This window comes from Bacillus sp. SN32, assembly GCF_002837495.1.
In the GTDB taxonomy this organism is placed as follows: Bacteria; Bacillota; Bacilli; order Bacillales; family Bacillaceae; genus Bacillus; species Bacillus subtilis.
The window spans coordinates 659,389-682,360 of record NZ_PJCT01000001.1; the positions used below are offsets into that span (position 1 = coordinate 659,389).

A 22,972-nucleotide genomic window follows, 5' to 3' on the forward strand; every position below is an offset into this window, starting at 1 on the left:
GCGACCCGGAGATGGTGAGAGTCCGGGATGGCCGGAATCATGTAGATCAGCCCTTTAGTTTCCTTGCTGAACTCACAGTAGGTTAGGACGTTCATCACGTTACGATGCTCAAGAGGAAAAAGTGTATGCTTGCTTTTTCTAAAAGGGTGGTACCGCGAGATAAGCTTTCTCGTCCCTTATGGGATGAGAGGGCTTTTTTTATTTTCTGAAAAAATGCAGTGGAGGAATGAAAATGGATTTTAAAGACACGCTCTTAATGCCGAAAACAGATTTCCCGATGCGTGGAAATTTGCCAAACCGTGAGCCTGACATTCAAAAAAAATGGGAGGAAGAAGATATCTACCGTCTTGTTCAGGAACGGACGAAAGACCGCCCGAAATTTGTTTTACATGACGGACCTCCGTATGCAAACGGCGATATCCATATGGGCCATGCACTTAACAAGATTTTGAAAGACTTCATTGTCCGCTATAAATCAATGAGCGGCTACAACGCACCGTATGTGCCGGGCTGGGATACACACGGATTGCCAATTGAAACAGCTCTGACAAAAAACAAAAAGGTCAACCGCAAAGAAATGTCAGTAGCGGAATTCCGCAAACTGTGCGAAGAGTACGCTTGGAAGCAAATCGAGGGACAGCGTGAGCAATTCAAACGTCTTGGTGTCCGCGGTGACTGGGAAAACCCATATGTGACATTAAAACCGGAATACGAAGCGCAGCAAATCCGCGTATTTGGTGAAATGGCAAAACGAGGCTACATTTACAAAGGCCTTAAACCGGTTAACTGGTCACCTTCAAGTGAGTCTGCTCTGGCTGAAGCCGAGATCGAATATCAAGATAAACGTTCAGCATCTATTTACGTCGCTTTTGGTGTAAAAGACGGAAAAGGCGTTCTTGAAAACGGCGAGCGCATCATCATTTGGACAACAACGCCTTGGACAATTCCGGCGAACCTCGGAATCTCAGTGCACCCTGATCTTGAGTACAGCGTGATTGCAGTAGGTGAAGACCGCTTTGTCGTAGCAAGTGCCTTAGTCGAAAATGTTGCATCGGCATGCGGATTTGATCAGTATGAAGTGACAAGAACGGTCAAAGGAAAAGACCTTGAGAACATTATCGCTGAACACCCGCTATATGGCAGAGACTCTCTCGTTATGCTTGGTGAACACGTAACAACTGATGCCGGAACAGGCTGTGTTCATACAGCGCCTGGACATGGGGAAGATGACTTTATCATCGGCCAAAAATACGGTTTAGATGTGCTTTGCCCGGTCGATGAAAAAGGTGTAATGACAAGCGAAGCTCCTGGCTTTGAAGGCATGTTTTATGATGATGCAAACAAAGCGATCACACAGCAGCTTGATGAAAAAGGCGCACTTGTGAAGCTTGAATTCATTACTCATTCTTATCCGCATGATTGGAGAACAAAAAAACCAACCATTTTCAGAGCGACAGCGCAATGGTTTGCGTCTATTAAAGATTTCAGATCAGACCTGCTGGATGCCATTAAAGAAACCAAATGGGTTCCTGAATGGGGCGAGCAGCGTTTGCACAACATGGTTCGGGACCGCGGAGACTGGTGTATTTCCAGACAGCGTGCGTGGGGTGTGCCGATTCCGGTATTTTACGCTGAAAACGGAGAACCGATTATTACAGATGAAACCATTGAACATGTTTCTGAATTGTTCAGACAGCATGGATCAAACATTTGGTTTGAAAAAGAAGCAAAGGATCTTCTTCCGGAAGGCTTTACGCATCCTGGCAGCCCGAACGGCACATTTACAAAAGAACAGGATATCATGGATGTTTGGTTTGATTCAGGCTCTTCACATCAAGCAGTGCTTGAAGAACGTGATGACCTCGTTCGCCCGGCTGATCTATACCTTGAGGGATCTGACCAATATCGCGGCTGGTTTAACTCTTCTCTTTCTACAGCAGTAGCCGTAACAGGGAAAGCGCCGTATAAAGGTGTGCTCAGCCATGGGTTCGCACTGGATGGAGAAGGACGCAAGATGAGTAAATCAATCGGTAACGTTGTTGTTCCGGCTAAAGTCATGAAACAGCTTGGTGCCGACATCTTAAGATTATGGGTATCTTCAGTGGATTATCAGGCGGACGTTCGCGTGTCTGACGCCATTCTGAAGCAGGTTGCGGAAGTATATCGTAAAATCCGCAACACGTTCCGTTTCCTTCACGGCAACCTTTTCGATTTTGATCCAAAAACAAATGCGGTGGCTGTCGAAGATCTTCGCGAAGTGGATCAGTATATGCTGATTAAGCTGAACAAGCTGATTGATAAAGTGAAAAAAGCGTATGATGAGTACGAATTTGCGGTTGTGTATCACAGCATTCATAATTTCTGCACAATCGAATTGAGCTCATTCTACCTTGATTTTGCAAAAGATATTGTCTACATCGAGCATGCGGATCATCCGGATAGACGCAGCATGCAGACAGTATTCTACGAAACGCTTCTTGCATTAGTGAAGCTTTCAGCGCCTATCCTTCCACATACGGCAGACGAATTGTGGTCTCATTTAACATTTGTTGAAGAGCAGAGCGTTCAGCTGACCGATATGCCGGAAACAATCGCGGTTCCAAACAGTGAAGCGACTGAAGAAAAATTTGACCGCTTTATGGCTCTTCGTGATGACGTGTTAAAAGCATTAGAAACTGCGCGAAATGAAAAAATTATCGGTAAATCTTTGGAAGCAAACCTGAAATTGTATCCAAACAAAGAAAACAAGGAGCTCTTGGCTTCCATAAAAGAAAACCTTTCTCAGCTGTTTATTGTGTCTGAACTGACAATCAGCGAAGAAAATGAAGCGCCGAACGATGCGCAAAGCTTTGCGACAGGTAAAATCGCTGTCGAGAAAGCTGAAGGCGAAATGTGTGAGAGATCTCGTGTGATTTCAAAAGATGTAGGGGCAAATCCGAAATATCCTACACTTTCATTACGCAACGCTGAAATCGTTGAAAAATACTATCAAAAATAATGCAAAAGAGCCCGGCTTAAAAGCCGGGCTTTTTTTGTGCCAAGAGTGACATCCTTTAGAACGACAGGAAAAATCTTATGGGCTTTAGATCATCATTCACAGGCAACAATAAAGATACTACGTTAAGAGCAGGAGTTGTGAAGAATGAATGATCAACTGACCGCAATTTATACGGAACTTCTTCTGATGAAAGAAGAATTACAGTCCAGATTATTTGAGTATTCTTGCTTTCAGGTTTCTACAAGCCCGCAAGCAGCAATCAATCAAAAACAAAAAGCAACTCTGATCTATCATATTAAAGAAGAACTTCAAGACGTTCTCCTTGCATTGTCCAAAATCGAAAACGGCACATTCGGATACTGTGAAGAAACCGGGGCTCCCATTCCTCTTGCAAAGCTGGCAGTGCTGCCGACGGCCCGAACAGCAAACGATTTTCTTTATTCTGTCCAATTTGAGAAAAAAACGCTTCCGATATGGAAATCAACGGATATCGAATATGGTCAGGCACTGTATGAATAACAGTGTCTGGCCGGTTAATATGCCTGATATTTCTTTACTCCAGTGCTTTTTATTGATAAAATGCATAATGGATTAAAGTAACCGTAAACTGGAGGAACGTTTGTGCTGTATTATATGATTGCACTACTTATTATTGCAGCCGATCAATTGACAAAATGGCTAGTTGTTAAGAACATGGAACTTGGCCAAAGCATTCCGATCATTGATCAGGTATTCTATATCACCTCCCATCGCAATACGGGTGCTGCATGGGGGATATTAGCGGGTCAGATGTGGTTTTTCTACCTCATAACAACCGCTGTTATTATTGGTATTGTTTATTACATACAGCGTTATACAAAAGGACAAAGGCTTCTTGGCGTTGCCCTCGGACTTATGCTTGGCGGTGCTATCGGCAACTTTATTGATCGGGCTGTCAGACAGGAAGTTGTGGATTTTATCCATGTTATTATTGTCAATTACAATTACCCGATATTTAACATCGCGGACTCTTCACTATGTGTCGGCGTAATGCTTTTATTTATACAAATGCTGTTGGACAGCGGGAAAAAGAAAAAGGAGCAATAGCATGAATCAAATTGATATAACCGCTTCAGAAGAACAAAAAAGTGAGCGGATTGATAAATTTTTGGCATCGACTGAGAATGATTGGTCAAGAACCCAGGTTCAGCAATGGGTAAAAGACGGACAGGTTGTCGTGAATGGAAGCGCGGTGAAAGCGAATTATAAAATTCAGCCGGGTGATCAGGTGACCGTCACTGTACCCGAACCGGAAGCGCTCGACGTCTTGGCAGAACCTATGGATCTCGATATTTATTATGAGGACCAGGATGTGCTGGTCGTCAACAAACCTCGCGGAATGGTTGTTCACCCAGCACCCGGTCATCTTACGGGCACACTTGTAAACGGCCTTATGGCTCACTGCACAGACCTTTCGGGTATAAATGGCGTGATGCGTCCGGGTATTGTTCACAGAATCGATAAGGACACGTCCGGTTTATTAATGGTGGCGAAAAATGATATGGCACACGAGTCACTCGTAAACCAATTGGTGAACAAAACGGTCACGCGAAAATATACGGCCGTTGTCCACGGGCTTATTTCTCACGATGACGGCACAATTGACGCGCCGATCGGACGAGATAAGAAAGACCGTCAAAGCATGACTGTGACACGTGATGGCAAAAACGCTGTCACTCATTTTCATGTACTAGAGCGTTTTCAGGATTTTACGTTAGTGGAATGCCAGCTTGAAACAGGGAGAACGCATCAAATTCGTGTTCATATGAAATATATCGGATTCCCATTAGCAGGCGATCCGAAATACGGCCCAAGAAAAACAATCGCCTTTAATGGCCAAGCGCTTCACGCGGGAGTTTTAGGTTTTGACCATCCACGAACAGGAGAATATGTCGAATTTGAAGCGCCGCTTCCCGAGGATATGGCAGAATTAATCGAAAACCTTAGAAAAAACGGTTGACAGAGGGTTTCTTTTCTGAAATAATAAACGAAGCTGAATAGATTCTTTAAAACAGTCCAGAGAGGCTGAGAAGGATAACGGATAGACGGGATGCGTGTACAGGCGCGCACCTTGTCCTAAAACCCCTCTATGCTCTGGCAGGAGGGGTTTTTTCTTCTATATGAACTGTGAGGTGTCACACATTGAATCAAAAAGCTGTCATTCTCGACGAACAGGCAATCAGACGGGCGCTGACCAGGATTGCTCACGAAATGATCGAACGCAATAAAGGAATGAATAACTGCATTCTTGTCGGCATTAAGACAAGAGGGATTTACCTGGCAAAACGCCTTGCGGAACGCATTGAACAGATTGAGGGAAATCCTGTTACAGTCGGTGAAATTGATATTACTCTTTACAGAGACGATCTTTCCAAAAAAACGAGCAACGATGAACCGCTTGTAAAAGGTGCAGATATTCCGGTAGATATTACAGATCAAAAAGTCATTCTCGTTGATGATGTTCTGTATACCGGAAGAACAGTCAGAGCAGGAATGGATGCGCTTGTTGATGTAGGCAGACCTTCCTCCATTCAGCTTGCAGTGCTTGTGGACAGAGGACACCGGGAGCTGCCGATCCGAGCGGATTATATCGGGAAAAACATCCCGACATCAAAGTCTGAAAAGGTTATGGTTCAGCTTGATGAGGTAGACCAAAACGATCTCGTCGCCATTTATGAAAACGAATAATAGATCACCTTTTTAAGGGCAATCCAGAGAGGTTGCAAAGAGGTGCACAACAAAGGCCCAAAAAGTATTCGGCAGGTCTTTGTATGCCTCTTTGCGTAAAAAAGCAAAGAGGTTTTTTTATACAGTCATTGAGTCATCCTAAAATGAAAGTCAACAATCAGGGGGAAATCATCATGAGTAAGAAAAAAGTAAATTTAGGGGTCAGGGATGTCCCGACACCTTTCTCTTGGGTTTCATTCAGCCTTCAGCATTTGTTTGCCATGTTCGGCTCAACCATTTTGGTTCCGAAGCTCGTCGGAATGAGTCCTGCTGTGGCGTTGGTGACAAGCGGCATCGGAACACTGGCGTACCTTCTTATTACGAAAGGGCAAATTCCGGCGTATCTCGGTTCGTCCTTCGCCTTTATTTCTCCGATCATTCTGGTAAAAGCGACCGGCGGGCCAGGAGCGGCAATGGTTGGAGCGTTTCTTGCAGGGCTGGTGTACGGGCTGATTGCCTTATTGATCAGGCAGCTTGGAACAGGATGGCTGATGAAGATTCTCCCGCCTGTAGTCGTAGGGCCTGTTATTATCGTCATCGGGCTGGGACTGGCAAGCACTGCGGTAAACATGGCGATGTATGCTGATCCAAACGCGAGTGAGTTGGTCTACAGCTTAAAGCACTTTAGTGTCGCAGGAGTTACGCTGGCAATTACGATTATTTGTGCGATTTTTTTACGAGGATTTTTAAGCCTGATTCCGGTTCTGATCGGAATCATCGGCGGATACTTGTTCGCCCTTACTCAAGGGATTGTCAACTTCCAGCCGGTGCTTGACGCGAAATGGTTTGCAGTGCCTGAATTTATCATTCCGTTCAAAGATTATTCACCGTCAGTTACACTCGGCATCGCAGCCGCAATGGTTCCTGTCGCATTTGTCACAATGTCAGAGCATATCGGCCACCAAATGGTGCTGAGCAAGGTTGTCGGACAAGATTTCATTAAAAAGCCAGGTCTTCATCGCTCTATTATGGGTGACAGTGTGGCGACAATCCTCGCTTCCCTGATCGGCGGTCCGCCGACAACGACTTACGGAGAAAACATTGGCGTACTGGCCATCACAAGAGTATTCAGCGTCTTTGTCATCGGAGGAGCGGCAGTGATTGCTTGTTGCTTCGGCTTTATAGGCAAAATTTCAGCGCTGATCAGTTCAGTGCCATCAGCGGTCATGGGAGGCGTCTCCTTCCTGCTGTTCGGAATCATTGCTTCAAGCGGCCTGAGAATGCTGATTGACAACAAAATTGATTATGAAAACAACAGAAACCTCATTATTACATCAGTTATCCTTGTCATCGGTGTAGGAGGAGCTTTTATCCAAGTGTCTCAAGGCGGATTCCAAGTGTCAGGAATGGCGCTTGCCGCAATTGTCGGTGTCATCTTAAACCTGATTCTTCCGCAGGCGAAGGAAGAGCAGACAGACACATCTGAACATCATATCTAAAACCTTTTAATGAAAGTCCAGAGAGGCTTGGAAGGGTTATGAAGAGAAGGAAGCTTCAATGCTGCCCTCTATTTAACCATACCCCGAGTCTATCTTAGACCGGGGTTTTTTTCAGCCTTAAGTTGAAAAGAGAGGGGAAAGAACATGAAGCATCTAACGACGATGAGTGAACTCAGCACTGAGGAAATCAAAGATTTGCTTCAAAAAGCACAAGATCTCAAAAGCGGAAAAACAGACAATCAGCTTACAGGAAAGTTTGCCGCAAACCTGTTTTTCGAACCGAGCACGAGAACGCGGTTCAGCTTTGAGGTCGCAGAAAAAAAGCTGGGCATGAATGTGCTCAACCTTGATGGAACAAGCACAAGCGTGCAAAAAGGCGAAACCTTATATGACACGATCCGGACGCTCGAATCAATCGGTGTGGACGTCTGCGTCATCAGGCACAGTGAGGATGAGTATTATGAAGAGCTTGTCAGCCAGGTGAATATTCCGATTCTGAATGCGGGAGACGGATGCGGCCAGCATCCGACACAATCACTGCTTGATTTAATGACGATTTATGAAGAGTTCAATACGTTCAAAGGGCTTACTGTCTCCATTCACGGCGACATCAAGCATAGCAGAGTGGCAAGGTCAAATGCGGAAGTGTTGACAAGATTGGGTGCCCGGGTCCTATTTTCCGGCCCTTCGGAATGGCAGGATGAAGAAAATACATTCGGCACGTATGTCTCAATAGATGAAGCAGTTGAGTCTTCCGATGTCGTCATGCTGCTGCGCATTCAAAATGAACGACATCAATCCGCTGTCAGCCAGGAAGGCTATTTAAACAAATACGGCTTGACCGTAGAACGGGCTGAGCGTATGAAGCGGCATGCGATCATCATGCATCCTGCTCCGGTAAACAGAGGAGTGGAGATTGATGACAGCTTAGTAGAAAGCGAAAAATCAAGAATCTTCAAGCAAATGCAAAATGGCGTATTTATCAGAATGGCAGTGATACAGCGTGCCTTACAAACCAATGTGAAAAGAGGAGAAGCAGCGTATGTCATATCTCATTAAAAACGGCTGGATACTAAACGAAAATGGTGAAAAAACAGAAGCGGATATCCGAGTGACTGGAGAAACCATCACCGCAATCGGCAAGCTTGATGCAACGGATAATGAAACGGTAATTGATGCAAAAGGTTTGCTCGTTTCACCTGGGTTTGTTGATCTCCACGTGCATTTCAGAGAGCCGGGCGGAGAGAAAAAAGAAACTATTGAAACCGGGGCCAATGCGGCGGCACGCGGCGGCTATACTACAGTAGCAGCAATGCCGAATACGCGGCCGGTTCCTGATACAAAGGAGCAGATGGAATGGGTGCAAAACAGAATTAAAGAAACATCATGCGTCAGAGTTCTTCCATATGCATCCATTACGATCAGACAAATCGGCGATGAAATGACAAACTTTGAAGCGTTAAAAGAAGCCGGGGCATTTGCTTTTACAGATGACGGTGTTGGTATACAGACAGCAGGAATGATGTATGAAGCGATGAAACGGGCAGCCGCAATTGACAAAGCGATTGTTGCACATTGCGAGGACAATTCCTTAATTTACGGAGGAAGCGTACATGAGGGGACATTCTCCAAAGCGAACGGGCTCAATGGCATACCTTCTGTGTGTGAATCAGTTCATATTGCCCGCGATGTGCTGCTGGCTGAGGCGGCAAACTGCCATTATCATGTATGCCATATCAGCACGAAAGAATCTGTCAGAGTTGTACGCGATGCGAAAAAAGCGGGAATCAGAGTGACAGCAGAAGTGTCGCCGCATCATTTGCTGCTTTGTGATGAGGACATCCCGGGGCTGGACACAAACTATAAAATGAATCCTCCGCTCCGCAGCGCAGAAGACAGAGCTGCTTTAATTGAAGGTCTTTTAGACGGAACAATTGATTTTATCGCAACAGACCATGCACCGCATACGGAAGAAGAGAAAAACACAGAAATGAAACTGGCGCCATTCGGAATTGTCGGCTTAGAAACAGCATTCCCGCTTCTTTACACACACTTTGTCAAAAATGGCAGCTGGTCGCTGAAGCAGCTGATTGACTACATGACAATCAAGCCATGCGAAGCGTTCGGTCTCCCATATGGAACATTACAAACGGGGCAAGCTGCGGACATTACGTTAATCGATTTAGAAAAAGAATCAGTTATAGACAAAGACACATTTTTATCAAAAGGAAAAAATACACCATTCAACGGCATCAGCTGCACCGGCTGGCCGGTCGCTACAATTGCGGCAGGGAAGCTTGCTTATGAAGAGGGGAGACTTGTCAAATGAAGAGACGATTAGTACTGGAAAACGGAGCGGTATTCGAGGGGGAAGCCTTCGGAAGCTTAGAACACAACATGGGAGAAGTCGTTTTTAATACTGGGATGACAGGCTATCAGGAAATTTTATCTGACCCTTCTTACTGCGGACAGATCGTAACATTAACATACCCGCTTATCGGAAATTACGGCATTAACCGTGATGATTTTGAATCCATTACCCCTTTTGTGAAAGGGCTGATCATCAAAGAATTATGTGAGCTGCCTTCCAACTGGCGTTCAGCATACACCTTAGACGAGTATTTAAAAATGAAAAACATTCCCGGACTCCAGGGGATTGATACAAGGAAGCTGACAAGAATGATCCGCACGGCAGGCGCGCTAAAAGGAACATTCGCTTCATCTGATGAAGATATCGAAGCAGTGCTGAAAAGACTGAACGAAACGGAATTGCCAAGAAATCAAGTATCCCAAGTATCAGCAAAAACAGCATATCCGAGCCCGGGAAGAGGCAAACGCATCGTCTTGGTTGACTTCGGCATGAAACACGGGATTCTAAGAGAGCTGAACAAACGGAAATGTGACGTCATCGTTGTGCCTTACAACATTACAGCGGAAGAGGTGCTTCAGCTGAAACCGGACGGTATCATGCTTTCTAACGGACCTGGAGACCCGAAGGATGTGCCTGAAGCGATTGAAATGATTAAAGGTGTTCTTGGAAAAGTGCCATTATTCGGAATATGTCTTGGCCACCAATTATTCGCGCTGGCGTGCGGGGCGAATACTGAAAAAATGAAATTCGGCCACAGGGGCTCAAACCACCCGGTAAAAGAGCTGGCTACAGGAAAAGTTGCCTTAACATCTCAAAACCATGGATATACAGTTTCGTCTATCAGTAAAACAGAACTGGAAGTGACGCATATCGCAATTAACGACGATACGATTGAAGGGCTGGAGCATAAAACATTGCCGGCATTTACGGTTCAATATCATCCCGAAGCCTCACCTGGTCCTGAGGATGCCAACCATCTATTTGACAGATTCATCGAAATGATCGAAACAACAGAGAAAGAAGGGGAAGCGGTATGCCAAAACGCGTAGACATTAACAAAATTTTAGTAATCGGATCTGGACCGATCATCATCGGCCAAGCAGCAGAATTTGACTATGCGGGAACACAAGCCTGTCTTGCTTTGAAAGAAGAAGGTTATGAAGTCATCCTTGTCAACTCAAACCCTGCCACGATCATGACAGATACAGAAATGGCTGACCGGGTTTATATCGAACCGCTCACACCTGAATTCCTGACACGAATCATCAGAAAAGAGCGCCCAGATGCCATTCTTCCTACACTCGGAGGCCAAACCGGTTTGAATCTTGCGGTTGAGCTTTCTGAAAGAGGTGTTCTGGCAGAATGCGGCGTCGAAGTGCTTGGCACAAAACTGTCTGCGATTCAGCAAGCTGAAGACCGTGACTTGTTCAGAACATTAATGAATGAACTGAATGAACCGGTGCCTGAAAGTGAGATTATCCACTCCCTCGAAGAAGCGGAAAGATTCGTCAGTCACATTGGATTCCCTGTCATTGTCCGCCCGGCATATACACTAGGCGGAACAGGCGGAGGCATCTGCTCGAATGAAACAGAGTTAAAAGAAATCGTTGAGAACGGCTTGAAATTAAGCCCGGTACACCAATGTCTGCTTGAAAAAAGCATCGCCGGCTATAAAGAAATTGAGTATGAAGTCATGAGAGACAGCCAGGATCACGCCATTGTCGTTTGTAACATGGAAAACATTGATCCGGTTGGAATCCATACTGGTGACAGTATTGTTGTCGCGCCGAGCCAAACGCTCAGCGATCGCGAATATCAGCTCTTGCGGAATGTATCGTTAAAACTGATTCGCGCGCTTGGGATCGAAGGCGGATGTAACGTGCAGCTCGCTTTAGACCCAGACAGCTTCCAATATTACATTATTGAAGTAAATCCGCGTGTCAGCCGTTCATCTGCCCTTGCATCAAAAGCAACGGGGTACCCGATTGCAAAGCTCGCTGCTAAAATTGCAGTCGGACTTTCATTAGATGAAATGATGAACCCGGTGACAGGAAAAACATATGCAGCATTTGAACCTGCTCTTGACTATGTCGTATCCAAAATTCCGCGCTGGCCGTTTGATAAGTTTGAATCAGCAAACAGAAAGCTCGGCACGCAAATGAAAGCGACTGGTGAGGTCATGGCGATCGGCCGCACGCTTGAAGAGTCATTGCTGAAGGCTGTGCGTTCACTGGAAGCTGATGTGTATCATCTTGAATTGAAGGATGCCGCTGACATTTCAGATGAACTTCTTGAAAAGCGAATTAAAAAGGCCGGTGATGAACGCTTATTCTACTTAGCTGAAGCGTATAGAAGAGGCTACACGGTAGAAGACCTCCATGAATTTTCCGCTATCGATGTCTTCTTCTTGCATAAGCTGTTCGGAATCGTACAGTTTGAAAAAGAATTGAAGGCGAATGCGGGCGATACAGATGTGCTGAGACAGGCAAAAGAACTCGGCTTCTCTGATCAGTACATCAGCCGCGAGTGGAAAATGAAAGAATCTGAGCTTTACAGCTTGAGAAAACAAGCGGGGATTGCGCCGGTATTCAAAATGGTAGATACATGTGCGGCGGAATTTGAGTCAGAAACGCCATACTTCTATAGCACATATGAAGAAGAAAATGAATCTGTCGTTACAGATAAGAAAAGTGTGATGGTGCTTGGTTCGGGTCCGATTCGAATCGGTCAGGGTGTCGAGTTCGACTATGCGACGGTTCACTCTGTATGGGCAATTAAACAAGCAGGCTATGAAGCCATTATTGTCAATAACAACCCGGAAACCGTTTCAACAGACTTCAGCATCTCAGACAAGCTGTATTTTGAACCGCTTACGATTGAAGATGTTATGCACATCATTGACCTCGAACAGCCAATGGGCGTTGTCGTACAATTTGGCGGACAGACTGCGATTAACCTTGCTGACGAGCTTTCTGCACGCGGAGTGAAAATCCTTGGAACTTCATTAGAAGATTTAGACCGTGCAGAAGACCGGGATAAATTTGAACAAGCGCTTGGAGAACTTGGTGTTCCTCAGCCGCTTGGCAAAACAGCGACATCAGTTGATCAGGCGGTAAGCATCGCGAGTGATATCGGTTATCCGGTACTGGTGCGTCCTTCCTATGTACTTGGCGGCCGGGCGATGGAGATTGTGTATCATGAAGAAGAGCTGCTTCATTACATGAAAAACGCAGTTAAAATCAATCCACAGCACCCTGTATTAATTGACAGATACTTGACAGGAAAAGAAATTGAAGTCGATGCAGTATCCGACGGTGAAACAGTCGTCATTCCGGGAATTATGGAGCACATTGAACGTGCGGGCGTTCACTCCGGAGACTCAATCGCTGTTTATCCGCCTCAGTCTCTCACAGAGGACATTAAGAAAAAAATTGAACAATACACGATCGCATTGGCTAAAGGGCTGAATATTGTCGGTTTGCTCAATATTCAATTCGTCTTGTCGCAAGGTGAGGTGTACGTGCTAGAAGTGAATCCGAGATCAAGCAGAACCGTACCGTTTTTAAGCAAAATTACGGGTATCCCAATGGCGAATCTCGCAACAAAAATCATTCTTGGTCAAAAGCTGGCTGCGTTTGGCTATACAGAGGGCCTTCAGCCTGAACAGCAAGGTGTATTTGTAAAAGCGCCGGTCTTCTCCTTTGCCAAGCTGAGAAGAGTGGACATTACGTTAGGGCCTGAAATGAAATCAACAGGTGAAGTCATGGGGAAAGATTCGACACTTGAAAAGGCGCTCTACAAAGCCTTGATTGCTTCAGGTATTCAAATCCCGAACTACGGTTCCGTGCTTTTAACAGTAGCTGATAAGGACAAAGAAGAAGGGCTTGCCATTGCTAAGCGGTTCCACGCGATCGGCTACAACATTTTAGCGACGGAAGGAACGGCAGGCTACCTGAAAGAAGCTTCCATTCCAGCGAAGGTCGTCGGAAAAATCGGTCAGGATGGCCCGAACTTGCTTGACGTCATCAGAAACGGAGAAGCGCAGTTTGTCATCAATACGCTGACAAAAGGAAAGCAGCCGGCAAGAGACGGTTTTAGAATCAGACGTGAATCAGTAGAAAATGGTGTTGCTTGCCTAACATCTTTAGATACGGCAGAGGCGATATTGCGAGTGCTGGAAAGCATGACATTCCGTGCTGATCAAATGCCGGCAGTCAACACAAATCAGGAGGCGGCAGTCACTATATGAAAAAAGCGTATTTGACAGTATGTTCTAACCAGCAAATTGCAGACCGGGTGTATCAAATGGTTCTGAAAGGGGAGCTTGTCCAAGGGTTTACAACCCCGGGACAGTTCCTTCATCTTAAAGTGAGCGAAGCGGTTACGCCTCTTTTGAGAAGGCCGATCAGCATCGCAGATGTCAACTTTGAAAAAAATGAAGTCACCATCATTTATCGGGTAGATGGGGAAGGGACAAGACTCTTGTCACTGAAGCAGCAGGGAGAACTTGTGGATGTCCTCGGGCCTTTGGGAAATGGCTTTCCTGTTAATGAAGTTCAACCCGGAAAGACGGCTTTGCTGGTAGGAGGCGGAGTAGGTGTGCCGCCTCTCCAAGAGCTGTCGAAACGCTTGAATGAAAAAGGGGTTAATGTCATCCACGTTTTAGGATTCCAATCGGCAAAGGATGTTTTTTACGAGGAAGAATGCAGGCAGTACGGAGACACGTATGTGGCAACAGCTGACGGAAGCTACGGGGAAACCGGATTTGTCACAGATGTGATTAAACGGAAAAATCTAGAGTTTGATATCCTCCTCAGCTGCGGGCCGACACCGATGCTCAAGGCGTTAAAACAGGAATATGCCCATAAAGAAGTATATCTGTCCATGGAGGAACGAATGGGCTGCGGAATCGGCGCATGCTTCGCGTGTGTGTGCCATACAAACGAAAGTGAGACATCCTATGTAAAAGTATGTCTCGACGGGCCTGTATTTAAAGCTCAGGAGGTGGCGCTGTAATGCTAGAGGTGAAATTGCCGGGACTTGATTTGAAAAATCCAATCATTCCTGCATCAGGCTGCTTCGGGTTTGGAAAAGAGTTTTCACGTTTTTATGATTTGTCTTGTCTTGGAGCTATCATGATTAAGGCTACGACAAAGGAGCCGCGCTTCGGGAATCCGACGCCGCGGGTAGCTGAGACTGGTGCTGGAATGCTCAATGCGATCGGTCTCCAAAATCCGGGGCTGGATAGCGTGTTGCATCATGAGCTGCCGTGGCTTGAGCAGTTTGATACGCCGATCATTGCCAATGTCGCAGGTTCTCAAGTCGAGGATTATGTTGAAGTCGCAGAGCATATCAGCAAAGCGCCTAATGTTCATGCTCTTGAATTGAATATTTCCTGCCCGAATGTGAAAACAGGCGGAATCGCTTTTGGCACGAATCCTGAAATGGCTGCCGATTTGACAAAAGCGGTGAAAGAGGTTTCGGATGTACCCGTTTATGTGAAGCTTTCCCCGAACGTGGCTAATATCACAGAAATTGCCTTAGCGATCGAGGAAGCGGGAGCGGACGGTCTTACGATGATCAACACACTAATCGGCATGAGACTCGATTTAAAAACCGGCAAACCGATATTAGCGAATAAAACAGGGGGACTTTCAGGCCCTGCTGTGAAGCCGGTTGCCATTCGCATGGTGTATGAAGTCAGCCAGGCGGTCAACATCCCGATTATCGGAATGGGAGGCGTGCAAACGGCTGAAGATGCCCTGGAATTTCTTCTCGCGGGAGCAAGCGCAGTCGCTGTCGGAACAGCAAACTTTGTGAATCCTTTTGCATGTCCAGAGATTATTGAACAGCTCCCATCTGTTTTGCTCCAATACGGCTATCAATCAATTGAAGAATGCATCGGAAGGAGCTGGAATCATGAAAAACAACCTGCCCATCATCGCGCTTGATTTTGCGTCAGCTGAAGAAACACTTGCGTTCTTAGCGCCTTTTCAGCAAGAACCGTTATTTGTAAAGGTTGGGATGGAGCTTTTTTATCAAGAAGGGCCATCTATCGTGAAACAACTCAAAGAAAGAAACTGCGAGCTATTTTTAGATCTAAAGCTTCATGACATCCCGACTACTGTAAACAAAGCGATGAAGCGCCTTGCCAGTCTTGGAGTAGACCTCGTCAATGTTCATGCTGCCGGGGGCAAAAAAATGATGCAGGCAGCTCTCGAAGGCTTAGAAGAAGGTACGCCGGCTGGAAAAAAACGTCCGTCACTTATCGCGGTAACCCAGCTGACAAGCACATCTGAACAAATCATGAAAGATGAACTGCTGATCGAAAAGTCTCTGATTGATACGGTTGTGCACTACAGCAAACAGGCGGAAGAAAGCGGACTGGATGGAGTGGTCTGCTCTGTTCATGAAGCAAAAGCCATTTACCAAGCGGTGTCGCCTTCATTTCTGACTGTCACTCCGGGGATCAGAATGTCAGAGGACGCTGCGAATGACCAAGTCCGCGTAGCGACGCCTGCCATTGCAAGAGAGAAAGGTTCATCAGCGATTGTAGTAGGACGCTCGATTACAAAAGCGGAAGACCCGGTAAAAGCCTATAAGGCTGTCAGACTTGAATGGGAGGGAATCAAATCTTGAAACAAATCATCGCAAAACATCTATTAGACATCCAAGCTGTATTTTTACGCCCGAACGAGCCGTTCACATGGGCAAGCGGCATTTTATCACCGATCTACTGTGACAACCGCCTTACGCTATCTTTCCCAGAGGTCAGAAACGATGTTGCTTCAGGTATCAGCAAGCTTGTCAAAGAGCATTTTCCTGAAGCTGAAATGATTGCGGGAACAGCAACTGCCGGTATTCCTCATGCTGCTCTTGCGGCTGACCGTTTGAATCTTCCGATGTGTTATGTGAGGAGCAAGCCGAAGGCGCACGGAAAAGGCAATCAGATTGAGGGAGCTGTGCAAGAAGGGCAAAAAACAGTTGTCATTGAAGACTTAATTTCCACAGGAGGCAGTGTGCTTGAAGCTTGTGCAGCTTTACAAGCGGCCGGCTGTGAAGTGCTTGGTGTCCTCTCAATCTTTACGTACGGACTTCCTAAAGCGGAGGAAGCCTTCGCAAAGGCAGAACTGCCATACTACTCATTAACTGATTATGATACGCTCACAGAGGTCGCGCTTGAAAACGGATATATTCATTCAGATGATCTAAAAAAGCTGCAAACATGGAAACGAAATCCCGAGTCAAAAGATTGGTTTAAAAAATAAAAAATAAATTCAAATGATGTAAAGAGGCTTCAAAGCCTTGATGTACTTGAAAACAGGCTGTGAGGCCTGTTTTTTTATTAATCCTATAAAAAAAGTCGGGTTGACTTATGTTAGAATTGTGCTAAAATTTACTACAAATCTAAAAACTTATCAAGAGCGGCTGAGGGACTGGACCTATGAAGCCCGGCAACCTGCATAGTTTGTAAGGTGCTACTTCCAGCAAAATGAATTCCATTTTGAAAGATAAGGGCTACATGCTGTTCCTGTCTTTCTTTCCGCCGGATTGAAAGTTTTTTATTTTAAGAGGTAAAAAGGCTATCTGTATATCAGCAGCCGCGAATCACATTACATGGGAAAAGACAACCGGCAGAAAGCTACTGTTTGTTTGTCTCCGAAAGGAGGAAAGAAGAAATGTTAACGTATGATAATTGGGAAGAACCAGCGATTACATTTCCGGAAGACGATCCTTATAAAGGAGCGCTGTCAGTTTTAAAATGGGCATACGGCCATTACGGCGATCAGCTTGTTTATGCCTGCAGTTTCGGAATTGAGGGAATCGTTCTGATTGACTTAATTTATAAAGTGAAAAAAGACGCAGAGATTGTGTTTCTTGATACAGGACTTCATTTTAAAGAAACCTATGAAACAATTGAACGAGTGAAAGAGCGTTATCCGGGTCTTAATATCATCCTGAAAAAACCAGACCTCACCCTTGAGGAACAAGCCGAAGAACATGGTGACAAACTATGGGAAAGAGAGCCGAATCAGTGCTGCTATCTTAGAAAGGTCGTTCCTTTAAGAGAGGCGCTTTCAGGACATCCAGCCTGGCTTTCCGGCCTGCGCCGTGATCAAGGGCCAAGCCGTGCCAATACGAATTTCTTAAACAAAGATGAAAAATTCAAGTCAGTAAAAGTTTGCCCGCTTATCCATTGGACTTGGAAAGACATTTGGAGATACACATCCCGGAATGAACTGGACTACAATCCGCTTCATGACCAAGGATATCCAAGTATTGGCTGTGCGCCTTGCACTGCTCCCGCTTTTACAGCAGAGGATTTGCGCTCAGGCAGATGGAATGGTATGGCGAAAACAGAATGCGGACTGCATGAATAAGGAGCTGCAAAATGGAATTAGCCGCTATTTTATTTAGCTTGTTTTTCGCGATGAATATTGGTGCAAGCGGCGCTGCAGCTTCGATGGGGGTTGCTTACGGCTCCGGAGCCATCAAAAAGAAAACCTACGCTTTGATCCTATGCGCAGTCGGTGTCTTTGCCGGGGCGGTCATTGGCGGAGGCGAGGTTGTAAAAACAATCAGCTCCGGCATTATTCCTGAGCAGACGATTACACTGACGATTGTTTGCATCATTATTGGAGCTGCTGCCCTGTCGCTCTTTACTGCTAATCTGCTCGGCATTCCTTTGTCGACAAGTGAAGTAACAGTCGGCGCGGTTGTCGGCGTGGGAGTGGCTTATAAAGTATTGTTTGTGAACAATCTTCTGATCATTGTGTCATTTTGGGTTTTTGTCCCGCTGTTCGCTTTCGGCTTCACCTATTTCGTATCTAAGCTGTTTCGTTATTTTAAGATTGAAGTAAAATCTTCTAAAAAGCAAAAAATCCTCGGCATTGTTTTGTTAGTTGCCGGATTTTTCGAAGCATTCTCTGCCGGCATGAATAACGTGGCGAATGCTGTTGGCCCGTTAGTAGCTGCCGATGTGCTTGATGTCGGAAAAGGAACCTTGTATGGAGGAGCTTTTGTTGCTCTTGGCGCACTGTTATTAGGCCGGCGTGTGCTAGAAACAAACGGGAAGAAAATTACGAGATTCTCCAAAGGGGAAGGCATTCTCTTATCCGGTACAGGAGCGGGACTGGTGATCATCAGTTCTGTATTTGGGATGCCGGTGCCCTTGGCGCAAGTCACGTCATCGTCTATTATCGGAATAGGCATGGCAAAAAACGGTCCGAACGTGTTCCATAAACAAGTTGTTCAAACGATGCTGAAGGTATGGATCGTATCGCCGTTTTTATCTTTATCGATTTCTTATCTGCTTGTATCCTTGTTTTTAAAAGCAGATTATTATTCGATCTTTATCATGGTAAGTGTGCTTTTAGCGACGGGCGGTGCCGTCAGCCTGACAAAGGCCATTCGTAAAGAGAGACGCTCAGTCCACGAACAAGGCGGGGGAATCTGATCATTAATCTGAGTAATTTTATAAGTTAACTAGGAGGAGATGGATATTATGAGCTTAGCACCACACGGAGGAACATTAATAAACAGAGTAGATGAATCATATGATGTGAGCGGCATTCAAAAAGAAATTGAACTTGATTTAATTTCTTTCGCGGATTTGGAATTGATCGGTATCGGTGCATACAGCCCGATTGAAGGTTTCTTTAATGAAAAAGATTACGTATCTGTGGTCGAAAACATGCGTCTTTCTTCCGGCGTTGTCTGGTCTCTTCCAATCACGCTTCCGGTCGATGCGCAAAAAGCAGCGGAATTGTCACTTGGTGAAACGGTAAAGTTAACGTATGAAGGAGAAACATACGGCGTTATCCAAATCGAAGACCTGTACGTGCCTGACAAACAAAAAGAAGCTGTCAATGTGTACAAAACAGATGAACAGGAGCATCCTGGTGTTAAAAAGCTGTTCAGCCGCGGCAATACATATGTCGGCGGGCCGATTACGTTGATTAAAAAAGCTTCAAAACAGTTCCCTGAATTTACATTTGAACCGTCAGAAACGAGACGCCAGTTTGCGGAAAATGGCTGGGAAACCATTGTCGGTTTCCAAACAAGAAACCCTGTTCACAGAGCGCATGAATACATTCAAAAAACGGCTCTTGAAACAGTAGACGGCTTGTTCTTGAATCCGTTAGTAGGTGAAACAAAATCTGATGACATTCCAGCTGATGTACGGATGGAAAGCTACCAAGTGCTTCTTGATCATTACTACCCGAAAGATCGCGTTTTCCTTGGTGTCTTTTTAGCGGCGATGCGTTATGCAGGCCCGAGAGAAGCAATTTTCCATGCGCTTGTCAGAAAGAACTACGGCTGCACACATTTCATCGTCGGCCGCGATCATGCAGGTGTAGGTGACTATTACGGAACATACGAGGCGCAGGAGCTCTTTGATACCTTTAAACCTGAAGAACTCGGGATTACGCCGCTGAAATTCGAGCACAGCTTCTTCTGTAAAAAATGCGGAAATATGGGAACCGCGAAAACATGCCCTCATGGCAGAGAGCATCACGTCATTTTATCAGGCACTAAGGTAAGAGGCATGCTGAGAGACGGTGTGCTGCCGCCTGCTGAATTCAGTCGAAAAGAAGTCGTAGAAGTGTTAATCAAAGGGATGAAGAAAAAAGAAGAAGTAGGCGTATCTTAAGGAGGACTGGCAGTGACAAATCGCGATATTGTATGGCATGAAGCCTCTATCACAAAAGAAGAGTACCAGCAAAAAAACAAGCATAAAAGCTCCATTCTCTGGCTGACAGGGTTAAGCGGCTCAGGCAAATCAACCATTGCCAACGCCGCTGCGAGAGAATTGTTTGAGCAAGGCTACCAAGTGATTGTGCTGGACGGGGATAATATCCGTCACGGCTTAAATAAGGATCTTGGTTTTTCTGATGAAGACCGAAAAGAAAACATCCGCCGAATCGGAGAGGTGGCAAAGCTTTTTGTTCAGCAGGGAACCATTGTGATTACTGCTTTTATCTCTCCTTTCCGCGAGGACAGACAACAGGTTCGCGAGCTTGTGGAAGCGGGCGAATTTAATGAAGTCTACATTAAATGCGACCTTGATATTTGTGAACAAAGAGATCCGAAAGGGCTTTACAAAAAAGCAAGAAACGGCGAGATTCCGTTTTTTACAGGAATTGATTCTCCTTATGAAGAACCGGAAGCTCCAGAGCTCGTTCTTGATTCAGGACAACATGACCGTGAAGCGTGTAAAAATCAGCTGATCGAGTTTGTTAAACAAAAATTGAGCTGAATATGATCTGCTGCGTTCTTCTCAGGTGCCGGAATGCGAGCGAGAACATCATCACAGCGAATGCTCTGGAAGAACTCGAATAGATCGGGGGAAATATGATGGGGAAAGTATATATTGTAGGAGCGGGTCCCGGTGACCCTGATCTGCTGACAATTAAAGCGCTGAAAGCCATTGAAAAAGCTGATGTCATCTTATATGACAGATTAGTAAATAAAGAGATTTTACAATATGCCAAAGAGCAAGCAGACCTGATCTACTGCGGGAAGCTTCCAGATTTTCATACGATGAAGCAGGAAACCATCAATCGATTTCTTGTGAAGTATGCGCAAAAAGGGAAAATGGTTGTCAGACTGAAAGGCGGAGACCCTTTTGTGTTCGGCAGAGGAGGGGAAGAAGCGGAATGCCTCTCTGAAAATGGAATTCCGTTTGAAATCATCCCCGGCATTACGTCTGGAATCGCGGCAGCCGCTTATGCCGGGATTCCTGTTACTCATCGGGAGGCGGGCTCTAACGTCGCTTTTGTAACGGGTCATTATAAAAAAGAAGAAGATTTTGAGGAAAAGTGGAAAGCGCTGGCTACAGGAATTGATACACTTGTCATCTATATGGGTATCAAAAACGTGCAGCAGATAGAAAGAAAACTCCTTGAAAACGGCCGGGACGGTTCTACGCCGGCAGCCTTTATTCATTGGGGAACAACGGACAAGCAAAAATCTGTTTTTTGTACAGTTGACACCCTTTCAGAAACGGTGATAAAAGAAAACATTACAAATCCGAGTTTAATTGTCATTGGAAATGTTGTAAATTATCACTATAAGCTGGAATGGTTTGAATCTGAACTGAAAAAACAAGATTTAAGCGAGGCGTTGTAATAATGAAACAAGCAATTTTATATGTCGGCCACGGCAGCCGGGTCAAAAAAGCGCAGCAAGAAGCCGCAGCCTTTTTGGAAGGATGCAAGGCCCACATCTCTGTGCCAGTACAAGAAATCAGCTTTTTAGAGCTTCAGGAGCCGACAATTGAGACAGGATTTGAAGCATGTGTGAAGCAAGGCGCCACTCATATCGCAGTGGTGCCTCTGCTTCTTTTAACAGCTGCGCATGCAAAACATGATATTCCGGAAGAAATTGCGCGTGTTGCATCTCGATATCCATCAGTCCGCATTTCATACGGAAAGCCGATCGGGATTGACGAAGAAGTAGTCAAGGCTGTATATCACCGAATGAAAGACATAGGTGTTCCATATGAAAATGCCAGAGTGGTACTCATCGGAAGGGGAAGTTCAGATCCAGATGTCAAAAGAGACGTAACCGGTATTGCTAATCTTCTTCAGGAAATGATTCCAGTCAAGGAAGTCATTCCGTGCTTTTTGACAGCATGCGGCCCTAATTACAAAGAGGTTTTTTCAGAACTTAAAAAAGATGACGGCATAACAACCTTTATCGTTCCATATTTGCTCTTTACGGGTATGCTGATGAATGAAATCGAACGAGAGGTTCAGAAATTAAAAGCTCATAATCCGAACGTCTACCTCTCTTCCTATATCGGTTTTCATCCTCATGTGAAAAACGCATTTTTGAACCGTGTGAGAGAAACTGCGGCAAATCCTGAGGGGCAATTTGATTTTGATGGAGGTTCATATGCTTCCGCTGCACATTAGCCTGGAAAAGAAGAAGGTTGTGATTGCGGGGGGCGGCAGCATCGCTCTCAGAAGGCTGAAAACGGTGATTTCTGAGGGAGCTGATATAACGCTCGTCAGTCCGGATGTTGAACCGGAAATCAAGCAAATGGCAGAAGAGCGACGTATCAAATGGGAAAAACGGATAATTGAAAAAGAAGATTATCTCAATGCTTTCTTAATTATTGCCGCGACGGATAATGCGGCAGTGAACAAAGAAATTGCCCAATCCGCTTCGCCTTTTCAGCTTGTCAATTGTGTCAGTGACGCTGAGCTTGGCAATGTATATATGCCGAAAATCGTAAAAAGAGGGCATGTCACTGTGTCTGTTTCTACAAGCGGAGCCAGTCCAAAGCACACAAAAGAGCTTGCCGAAAACGTGGATAAGCTGATTGACGGCGATTTTGTTGCTGAAGTGAACAGGCTTTATCAGGTGAGAAGGAAGAAATAAGCCAGAGCA

Annotated in this window: 21 protein-coding genes, 1 riboswitch and 1 other annotated feature (1 of these 23 cut by a window edge); all 21 genes read left to right on the forward strand. The window is 45.4% G+C overall.

What is annotated here, in order from left to right; translation table 11 throughout:
- Nucleotides 1-180 (forward strand) — a binding site (T-box leader) (it extends 47 nt beyond the left edge of the window).
- Nucleotides 181-232: 52 nt separating this feature from the next.
- Nucleotides 233-2,998 (forward strand): isoleucine--tRNA ligase, encoded by a 2,766-nt coding sequence (ileS, locus tag CW370_RS03580; protein ID WP_029946171.1) that lies wholly within the window; start codon nt 233-235, stop codon nt 2,996-2,998.
- Between the two features lie 144 nt (nt 2,999-3,142).
- Nucleotides 3,143-3,517 (forward strand): sporulation-related RNA polymerase-binding protein YlyA, encoded by a 375-nt coding sequence (gene ylyA, locus CW370_RS03585; RefSeq protein WP_003245479.1) that lies wholly within the window; start codon nt 3,143-3,145, stop codon nt 3,515-3,517.
- A gap of 102 nt (nt 3,518-3,619) precedes the next feature.
- Entirely contained in the window at nt 3,620-4,084 is a 465-nt protein-coding gene (lspA, locus tag CW370_RS03590; RefSeq protein ID WP_003245047.1) for a signal peptidase II, read from the forward strand.
- Nucleotide 4,085: 1 nt separating this feature from the next.
- Nucleotides 4,086-4,997: an RluA family pseudouridine synthase gene (locus tag CW370_RS03595; RefSeq protein ID WP_024572186.1), complete on the forward strand. Its 912-nt coding sequence runs from the start codon at nt 4,086-4,088 to the stop codon at nt 4,995-4,997.
- A 182-nt stretch (nt 4,998-5,179) separates the two neighbouring features.
- The gene (pyrR, locus tag CW370_RS03600) at nt 5,180-5,725 is read left to right on the forward strand and encodes a bifunctional pyrimidine operon transcriptional regulator/uracil phosphoribosyltransferase (protein ID WP_003232127.1); all 546 of its coding nucleotides are present in this window, start codon (nt 5,180-5,182) and stop codon (nt 5,723-5,725) included.
- A gap of 173 nt (nt 5,726-5,898) precedes the next feature.
- A complete protein-coding gene (gene pyrP, locus CW370_RS03605) occupies nt 5,899-7,203 on the forward strand; it encodes a uracil permease PyrP (protein WP_024572187.1) in 1,305 nt (434 codons plus the stop codon).
- A 144-nt stretch (nt 7,204-7,347) separates the two neighbouring features.
- Entirely contained in the window at nt 7,348-8,262 is a 915-nt protein-coding gene (locus CW370_RS03610) for an aspartate carbamoyltransferase catalytic subunit (protein WP_024572188.1), read from the forward strand.
- On the forward strand, nt 8,246-9,532 hold the full coding sequence (locus tag CW370_RS03615; RefSeq protein WP_029946172.1) for a dihydroorotase: 1,287 nt from the start codon (nt 8,246-8,248) through the stop codon (nt 9,530-9,532). Before CW370_RS03610 ends, CW370_RS03615 begins: the two co-directional genes overlap by 17 nt.
- A complete protein-coding gene (locus CW370_RS03620) occupies nt 9,529-10,623 on the forward strand; it encodes a carbamoyl phosphate synthase small subunit (protein ID WP_024572822.1) in 1,095 nt (364 codons plus the stop codon). The genes CW370_RS03615 and CW370_RS03620 overlap by 4 nt, the downstream gene beginning before the upstream one ends.
- Nucleotides 10,608-13,823, forward strand: a complete 3,216-nt coding sequence (gene carB, locus CW370_RS03625) for a carbamoyl-phosphate synthase (glutamine-hydrolyzing) large subunit (protein ID WP_024572823.1) — start codon at nt 10,608-10,610, stop codon at nt 13,821-13,823. The genes CW370_RS03620 and carB overlap by 16 nt, the downstream gene beginning before the upstream one ends.
- Entirely contained in the window at nt 13,820-14,590 is a 771-nt protein-coding gene (gene pyrK / locus CW370_RS03630) for a dihydroorotate oxidase B electron transfer subunit (RefSeq protein WP_017694839.1), read from the forward strand. Before carB ends, pyrK begins: the two co-directional genes overlap by 4 nt.
- Complete coding sequence (locus CW370_RS03635) at nt 14,590-15,525, forward strand: dihydroorotate dehydrogenase (RefSeq protein ID WP_024572824.1); 936 nt, start codon at nt 14,590-14,592, stop codon at nt 15,523-15,525. The genes pyrK and CW370_RS03635 overlap by 1 nt, the downstream gene beginning before the upstream one ends.
- Complete coding sequence (gene pyrF, locus CW370_RS03640) at nt 15,494-16,213, forward strand: orotidine-5'-phosphate decarboxylase (protein ID WP_003232107.1); 720 nt, start codon at nt 15,494-15,496, stop codon at nt 16,211-16,213. The genes CW370_RS03635 and pyrF overlap by 32 nt, the downstream gene beginning before the upstream one ends.
- Nucleotides 16,210-16,842, forward strand: a complete 633-nt coding sequence (pyrE, locus tag CW370_RS03645; RefSeq protein ID WP_024572291.1) for an orotate phosphoribosyltransferase — start codon at nt 16,210-16,212, stop codon at nt 16,840-16,842. The genes pyrF and pyrE overlap by 4 nt, the downstream gene beginning before the upstream one ends.
- Nucleotides 16,843-16,986: 144 nt before the next feature.
- A riboswitch (SAM riboswitch) is annotated at nt 16,987-17,092 on the forward strand.
- 161 nt (nt 17,093-17,253) lie between these two features.
- On the forward strand, nt 17,254-17,955 hold the full coding sequence (locus CW370_RS03650) for a phosphoadenylyl-sulfate reductase (protein ID WP_024572290.1): 702 nt from the start codon (nt 17,254-17,256) through the stop codon (nt 17,953-17,955).
- An 11-nt stretch (nt 17,956-17,966) separates the two neighbouring features.
- Complete coding sequence (cysP, locus tag CW370_RS03655) at nt 17,967-19,031, forward strand: sulfate permease (RefSeq protein ID WP_024572289.1); 1,065 nt, start codon at nt 17,967-17,969, stop codon at nt 19,029-19,031.
- Nucleotides 19,032-19,079: 48 nt separating this feature from the next.
- Nucleotides 19,080-20,228 carry a sulfate adenylyltransferase gene (sat, locus tag CW370_RS03660; protein ID WP_024572288.1) on the forward strand — a complete coding sequence of 383 codons (1,149 nt, stop codon included), beginning with the start codon at nt 19,080-19,082 and terminating at the stop codon, nt 20,226-20,228.
- A 12-nt stretch (nt 20,229-20,240) separates the two neighbouring features.
- Nucleotides 20,241-20,834, forward strand: a complete 594-nt coding sequence (gene cysC / locus CW370_RS03665) for an adenylyl-sulfate kinase (protein ID WP_015252120.1) — start codon at nt 20,241-20,243, stop codon at nt 20,832-20,834.
- 98 nt (nt 20,835-20,932) lie between these two features.
- Nucleotides 20,933-21,706 carry a uroporphyrinogen-III C-methyltransferase gene (gene cobA, locus CW370_RS03670; protein WP_029946173.1) on the forward strand — a complete coding sequence of 258 codons (774 nt, stop codon included), beginning with the start codon at nt 20,933-20,935 and terminating at the stop codon, nt 21,704-21,706.
- Between the two features lie 2 nt (nt 21,707-21,708).
- Nucleotides 21,709-22,494: a sirohydrochlorin chelatase gene (sirB, locus tag CW370_RS03675; RefSeq protein WP_024572607.1), complete on the forward strand. Its 786-nt coding sequence runs from the start codon at nt 21,709-21,711 to the stop codon at nt 22,492-22,494.
- Nucleotides 22,475-22,963: a precorrin-2 dehydrogenase gene (gene sirC, locus CW370_RS03680; protein ID WP_024572606.1), complete on the forward strand. Its 489-nt coding sequence runs from the start codon at nt 22,475-22,477 to the stop codon at nt 22,961-22,963. Before sirB ends, sirC begins: the two co-directional genes overlap by 20 nt.
- The last annotated feature ends 9 nt before the right edge of the window (nt 22,964-22,972 follow it).

What these genes read in the sequence shown, in the direction of transcription:
- ileS (WP_029946171.1), top strand. Translation starts at nt 233, where the DNA reads ATGGATTTTAAAGACACGCTCTTAATGCCGAAAACAGATTTCCCGATG.
- ylyA (WP_003245479.1), top strand. Translation starts at nt 3,143, where the DNA reads ATGAATGATCAACTGACCGCAATTTATACGGAACTTCTTCTGATGAAA.
- CW370_RS03595 (WP_024572186.1), top strand. Translation starts at nt 4,086, where the DNA reads ATGAATCAAATTGATATAACCGCTTCAGAAGAACAAAAAAGTGAGCGG.
- pyrP (WP_024572187.1), top strand. Translation starts at nt 5,899, where the DNA reads ATGAGTAAGAAAAAAGTAAATTTAGGGGTCAGGGATGTCCCGACACCT.
- CW370_RS03610 (WP_024572188.1), top strand. Translation starts at nt 7,348, where the DNA reads ATGAAGCATCTAACGACGATGAGTGAACTCAGCACTGAGGAAATCAAA.
- CW370_RS03615 (WP_029946172.1), top strand. Translation starts at nt 8,246, where the DNA reads ATGTCATATCTCATTAAAAACGGCTGGATACTAAACGAAAATGGTGAA.
- CW370_RS03620 (WP_024572822.1), top strand. Translation starts at nt 9,529, where the DNA reads ATGAAGAGACGATTAGTACTGGAAAACGGAGCGGTATTCGAGGGGGAA.
- carB (WP_024572823.1), top strand. Translation starts at nt 10,608, where the DNA reads ATGCCAAAACGCGTAGACATTAACAAAATTTTAGTAATCGGATCTGGA.
- pyrK (WP_017694839.1), top strand. Translation starts at nt 13,820, where the DNA reads ATGAAAAAAGCGTATTTGACAGTATGTTCTAACCAGCAAATTGCAGAC.
- CW370_RS03635 (WP_024572824.1), top strand. Translation starts at nt 14,590, where the DNA reads ATGCTAGAGGTGAAATTGCCGGGACTTGATTTGAAAAATCCAATCATT.
- pyrF (WP_003232107.1), top strand. Translation starts at nt 15,494, where the DNA reads ATGAAAAACAACCTGCCCATCATCGCGCTTGATTTTGCGTCAGCTGAA.
- CW370_RS03650 (WP_024572290.1), top strand. Translation starts at nt 17,254, where the DNA reads ATGTTAACGTATGATAATTGGGAAGAACCAGCGATTACATTTCCGGAA.
- cysP (WP_024572289.1), top strand. Translation starts at nt 17,967, where the DNA reads ATGGAATTAGCCGCTATTTTATTTAGCTTGTTTTTCGCGATGAATATT.
- sat (WP_024572288.1), top strand. Translation starts at nt 19,080, where the DNA reads ATGAGCTTAGCACCACACGGAGGAACATTAATAAACAGAGTAGATGAA.
- cobA (WP_029946173.1), top strand. Translation starts at nt 20,933, where the DNA reads ATGGGGAAAGTATATATTGTAGGAGCGGGTCCCGGTGACCCTGATCTG.
- sirB (WP_024572607.1), top strand. Translation starts at nt 21,709, where the DNA reads ATGAAACAAGCAATTTTATATGTCGGCCACGGCAGCCGGGTCAAAAAA.
- sirC (WP_024572606.1), top strand. Translation starts at nt 22,475, where the DNA reads ATGCTTCCGCTGCACATTAGCCTGGAAAAGAAGAAGGTTGTGATTGCG.